The sequence below is a fragment of the Streptomyces sp. NPDC059957 genome, assembly GCF_042730015.1.
Taxonomy (GTDB): domain Bacteria; phylum Actinomycetota; class Actinomycetes; order Streptomycetales; family Streptomycetaceae; genus Streptomyces.
Genome location: NZ_JBHWMB010000054.1, coordinates 56,681 through 62,066, shown reverse-complemented (window position 1 = coordinate 62,066; position 5,386 = coordinate 56,681). Strand labels below are relative to the sequence as shown.

Below are 5,386 nucleotides of genomic sequence, written 5' to 3'. Positions count from 1 at the left end.
AGTACGTCCTGTACGAGCCGTGGCCCTCCGCCTTGCGATGCACCGCACCGGACGCCGCGACCCGGCAAACCTTCCCGGCCACAGCACTAGCGGCGGGCGATGACGCCGTCGGCGTGTGCCTCTCACCGGGCCCGGTGCCGCTTCGCGTACGACCACGTCACCGCGGTCATCAGGACCGGTATGGCCAACAGCGGGGCGAAGACGAAGCCCCAGACGGTCTGTGCCGTACCGACCTCCATGTACGTCTGGCTCTCGACCGCGAAGGCCACCACGAGCTGCCACAGCGTCACCAGGATCAGGATCCCCGAGGCGGTCCGGGCCGGCGGGGCGAGGACCCCGGGGCCCATCGGCCGCCACCGGTCGCTGACCAGCAGGAGCGGTGACAAGGCGGCCAGTTCGGCGAGGACGGACAGTGCGACGACGTAGGCGATGCCCCAGCCCGGGATGCCGTAGACCTCGCGCAGCACCTGGTCGCTGTAGCCCACGTAGACGCCGGATCCCATGGCGATGCGCCACAGGCCGGAGGGGACGGCGCACAGGGCGATGGCGTGGGCGGCGCGACGGGCCCAGGCGGGCGCGGGTGCGGGGGCGGGGAGGGGAGCGGTCGCTATCGGCATGCGGCCCATGCCGGCCCTGGACGGGACAGCCGCGCTTCATCCCTGACGGCGGACCGTATCCGCCCCGCGGAGGAGCGCGCACGCGCCGAGGGCAGACATGAGGCGGGGACCGATGCCGCGCGAGCCGGCGTCTGCGTATGCCGCACAGCCCAAGGGCGCAGCTCCGTACGACGTACGACTGATCCGAACGCCTCCCCCGTCCGGGGGAGGCACGGGGCGGAAACCGACGGCCACGGTCCGGAGGCGGGCAGGCTTGCGGACATGCGACAGCAGTACGACACGTCAACGCCCCCGCCGGCCTTCTCGGTCGCCGATGCCTTCACCCTGAGCACGGCCCTCGACGCCCTCGGCGGCGTCCGCGGCCTCGACACCCTCGACATGGCCTGCGGACACGGAAGCACCACCCGGCTGCTGGCGAGCGGCGGGGCCCGCCGGACGGTGGGCGTCGACAGCTGTCCCGAGCGGATCCGCCGGGCCCGGGAGACCGGCGCGGACCTCGCGCACCGCGTCGAGTACGTCGTCGCGGACGCGGCGGCCGGCCTGCCGGCCCTGGGGCCGTTCGACCTGGCCACCGCCGTGTACCTGTTCAACCAGGCCCACGACCGGGCGGCGCTGCACGCCATGTTCCGCGCCGTACGCGCGAACCTGCGCCCCGGCGGGCGGCTCCTCGCCATCGTGCCGAACCCGGGGGCCTTCCCCTACGCCGACTGGGAGCCGTACGGGATCAGCGTCGTCGAGCGCGCTCCCGGCGGGGACGCGCCGCTCCTGCGGGCGAGGCTCGAGACCGACCCGCCGGTCCCGTTCGAATGCCGCGAATGGGCCCACGCCGACTTCGCGGAAGCCGCCGCCGACGCGGGCTTCGCCACCGTGGCCTGGCAGCCGACCCGGACCCCGCCCGCGTGCGAGACCCGGGACGAGACCTACTGGGCCCGCTACCGCACGGCGCCCGTCGGCTCCCTGATGAACTGCGTGGCCTGAGCGGGCTGCGCGGGCTGCGCGGCCTGAGAGGCCTGAGAGGCCTGAGAGGCCTGAGAGGCCTGAGAGGCCTGAGGCGCCTGAGACGCCGCCCCTGCCCGCGGATCGGGGCCGCCCGGGAGGCGGTGGTGGCTCAGGACTCCGCCGCGGCCGCGCGGACCAGCTCCACGATCCGGTCGCGGGCCGCCCTGCCCTCCGGGAGCGGCATCAGCGGGTAGTCGTGCGGCAGTCCCGGCTCCTCGATGAACTCCACCTCGACGTCGGCCCTCCGCGCCCGGTGCAGCAGTTCGCGGCTGTCGGTCGTCAGTACGTCCCGGGTGCCCGTGAACACCGTCATCGGGGCCAGCCCCGCGAACGACCCGTGCAGCGGGCTCACCCGGGGATCGTCGGCCGCCAAGTTGCCCGCGTACAGCCGTCCGGCCTCCCGCAGGCCGGGGCGGGCCAGCATCGGGTCGCCCGCCTCGATGGCCGCCTGGTCGGGATGGCTCATGGACACGTCCAGCCAGGGCGAGATCAGCACGATCCGGGACGGCTGCGCCCCGTTGCGGTCGCGCAGCCGCTGCGCGGCGGCCAGCGCCAGCCCGGCGCCCGCGGAATCCCCGAGGAGCACCGTGCCGCCCGCGCCCCCGCTCGCGATCAGGCCGCTGAGCAGATCGGCGGCGACCGGGACGGTCCGGTCGGCGGTTCCGCGCGGGGCCAGGATGTACGCCGGTACGACCACCCGGGCCTGCGCCTGGGTGACCAGGGTCCGGATCAGCGACCAGTGCGCCCGGACCAGTTCGTTGATGTACCCGCCGCCGTGCACGTACAGCACCCGGGCGGCCGGTTCCGCGCCGAGCGGCGAGACCTCGTACACCGGCCAGGCCCCGACGAAGGTCCGCGAGACCTCCGCCACCCGGCCCAGCGAACGCGGGGGAAGGTGCGACGCCGGGCGCCGCATCGATTCCGCCACCCGGGTACGGACCGCCTCGGCGCTCCCGAACCGTCTTCGCCGCCCCGCCGCGATCAGCGCGACCGAAAGCGCCCTGCTGCGCAGACTCGGCACGCCCCTCACCTCCCCATTCCCGGCCCGGACCACTCCCCGGCCCCTGCCCGACACCTGAGGAGCATAGGCGTGAAGCTGGGCTGTGGACCCGCTTAAGAAATCCTCGATGGACTGATCACCCGCAGGTCGGCAGATTGGTGTCGTCCGAACGCTGCCCGGCCCGCACGCCCCGTAGCGCTTCCTTCCGCATGCCTGGAGCCACCCCATGAAGGCACTCGTCAAGCACAAGGCCGAGCCCGGGCTGTGGCTGATGGACGTTCCCGAGCCCGAGTACGGCCCCGGCGACGTGCTGATCAAGGTGCTGCGCACCGGCATCTGCGGGACGGACCTGCACATCCGTTCCTGGGACGGCTGGGCGCAGGGCGCCGTCAAGACCCCCCTCGTGCTCGGCCACGAGTTCGTCGGCGAGGTGGCCGCGCTCGGCTCGGACGTGTCCTCCGACATCGAGGTCGGCGCGCTGGTCAGCGGCGAGGGCCACCTGGTGTGCGGGAAGTGCCGCAACTGCCTGGCCGGGCGCCGCCACCTGTGCCGCAGCACGATCGGGCTCGGTGTGGGACGCGACGGCGCCTTCGCCGAGTACGTGGTGCTGCCCGCGCAGAACGTGTGGGTGCACCGGACGAAGGTGGACCTCGACGTCGCGGCGATCTTCGACCCGTTCGGCAACGCCGTGCACACCGCCCTCTCCTTCCCGCTGGTCGGCGAGGACGTACTGATCACCGGCGCGGGCCCGATCGGGATCATGGCGGCGGCCGTGGCCCGGCACGCGGGAGCGCGCAACGTGGTCATCACCGACGTCAGCCCGGAGCGTCTGGAGATCGCCCGCAAGGCCGGCGCCACCCTCGCGCTCGACGTCTCCAAGGCGACCATCGCCGACGCGCAGGCCCGGCTCGGCCTGCGCGAGGGCTTCGACATCGGCCTGGAGATGTCCGGCCGCGGCGAGGCCATGCGCGACATGATCGACAACATGACGCACGGCGGCCGGATCGCCATGCTGGGCCTGCCGGCGCAGGAGTTCGCCGTCGACTGGGCCAAGGTCGTCACCTCGATGATCACGATCAAGGGCATCTACGGCCGCGAGATGTTCGAGACCTGGTACGCGATGACCGTGCTCCTGGAGGGTGGGCTCGACCTCAGCCCCGTCATCACCGGCCGGTACGCCTACGGGGACTTCGAGGCCGCGTTCGACGAGGCCGCGACCGCGCGCAGCGGCAAGATCATCCTGGACTGGACCCAGGCGTAGCGCGGGCGTTCAGCCCTCCAGCCCCTCCAGCGCCTCCAGCCCCACAGACCATTTCCCTCCGGCCGGGCCCCGCAGCACCCTCCCCCCTCCGCGGGGCCCGGCCCCCCTCCCCTCCGCCGCACCAGGAGAAAGAGAGCACCGCACATGTTCGAGACCGTCCGCGCGGACCTCCGTACGACCCTCGACGAGATCCGCGCCGCGGGTCTGCACAAGCCCGAGCGCGTCATCGGCACCCCGCAGAACGCCGCCGTCGCCGTGACCTCGGGCGGCACCGCGGGTGAGGTCCTCAACTTCTGCGCCAACAACTACCTCGGCCTCGCCGACCACCCCGAAGTGGTCACCGCGGCGAAGGAGGCCCTGGACCGCTGGGGCTACGGAATGGCCTCCGTGCGCTTCATCTGCGGTACGCAGGAGGTGCACAAGGAGCTGGAGGCGCGGCTCTCCGCCTTCCTCGGCCAGGAGGACACGATCCTCTACTCCTCCTGCTTCGACGCCAACGGCGGAGTCTTCGAGACCATCCTCGGCCCCGAGGACGCGGTGATCTCCGACGCCCTCAACCACGCCTCGATCATCGACGGCATCCGCCTCTCCAAGGCCCGCCGCTTCCGCTACGCCAACCGCGACATGGCGGAGCTGGAGACGCGGCTCAAGGAGGCCACCGAGGGCGGTGCCCGCCGCAAGCTGATCGTCACCGACGGCGTGTTCTCGATGGACGGCTACGTCGCCCCGCTCGCGGAGATCTGCGACCTCGCGGAGCGCTACGACGCCATGGTCATGGTCGACGACTCGCACGCCGTCGGCTTCGTCGGCCCCGGCGGCCGCGGCACCCCCGAACTGCACGGGGTCATGGACCGCGTGGACATCATCACCGGCACCCTCGGCAAGGCGCTGGGCGGGGCCTCCGGCGGCTACGTCGCGGCCCGCGCCGAGATCGTCGCCCTGCTGCGCCAGCGCTCGCGCCCGTACCTCTTCTCCAACTCCCTCGCCCCGGTCATCGCGGCGGCCTCCCTCAAGGTCCTCGACCTGCTGGAGTCGGCCGACGACCTGCGCGAGCGGCTCGCCGCCAACACCGCGCTCTTCCGTACGAAGATGACCGAGGCCGGCTTCGAGATCCTGCCCGGCGACCACGCCATCGCCCCCGTGATGATCGGCGACGCGGCGGAGGCGGCCAGGATGGCGGAACTCCTGCTGGAGCGCGGGGTCTACGTGATCGGCTTCTCCTACCCGGTGGTGCCGATGGGCGCCGCGAGGATCCGCGTCCAGCTCTCGGCCGCGCACTCGACGGCCGACGTGGAACGCGCGATCGCGGCGTTCATCGACGCGCGGGCCGCTCTGGCGAGCGCCTAGCCCTGAGGCCCTGGCCGACCCTGCTCCTCAAACGCCGGAGGTGCTGGATCTGGCCGACACTGGTGGGCACCTGATCGCGGGCGGCCCGGAAAATTCAGCCCCGCCGGCGTGTGAGGCGCGGGGTCCGGGGCGGAGCCCCGGGGAACGGTGGAAGGGCGGGTA

The 5,386-nt window shown here is 72.9% G+C and carries 5 protein-coding genes; 3 read left to right on the top strand and 2 right to left on the bottom strand.

The window, feature by feature from the left end:
* Positions 1-122: 122 nt before the first annotated feature.
* The gene (locus ACFWBW_RS29765) at positions 123-617 is read right to left on the bottom strand and encodes a hypothetical protein (protein ID WP_385378787.1); all 495 of its coding nucleotides are present in this window, start codon (positions 615-617) and stop codon (positions 123-125) included.
* Positions 618-878: 261 nt separating this feature from the next.
* Here ACFWBW_RS29765 and ACFWBW_RS29760 point away from each other — a divergent pair, with 261 nt between their 5' ends.
* Positions 879-1,595, top strand: coding sequence for a class I SAM-dependent methyltransferase (locus ACFWBW_RS29760; RefSeq protein ID WP_385378784.1), 717 nt, complete (start codon positions 879-881; stop codon positions 1,593-1,595).
* Positions 1,596-1,725: 130 nt separating this feature from the next.
* Here the strand turns inward: ACFWBW_RS29760 and ACFWBW_RS29755 are convergent, their stop codons facing one another.
* A complete protein-coding gene (locus ACFWBW_RS29755) occupies positions 1,726-2,637 on the bottom strand; it encodes an alpha/beta hydrolase fold domain-containing protein (RefSeq protein WP_385378782.1) in 912 nt (303 codons plus the stop codon).
* Between the two features lie 205 nt (positions 2,638-2,842).
* Between ACFWBW_RS29755 and tdh the strand changes: the two genes are divergently transcribed.
* Positions 2,843-3,877: an L-threonine 3-dehydrogenase gene (gene tdh / locus ACFWBW_RS29750; RefSeq protein ID WP_385378779.1), complete on the top strand. Its 1,035-nt coding sequence runs from the start codon at positions 2,843-2,845 to the stop codon at positions 3,875-3,877.
* Between the two features lie 144 nt (positions 3,878-4,021).
* The gene (locus ACFWBW_RS29745) at positions 4,022-5,224 is read left to right on the top strand and encodes a glycine C-acetyltransferase (protein WP_385378776.1); all 1,203 of its coding nucleotides are present in this window, start codon (positions 4,022-4,024) and stop codon (positions 5,222-5,224) included.
* Positions 5,225-5,386 lie beyond the last annotated feature (162 nt).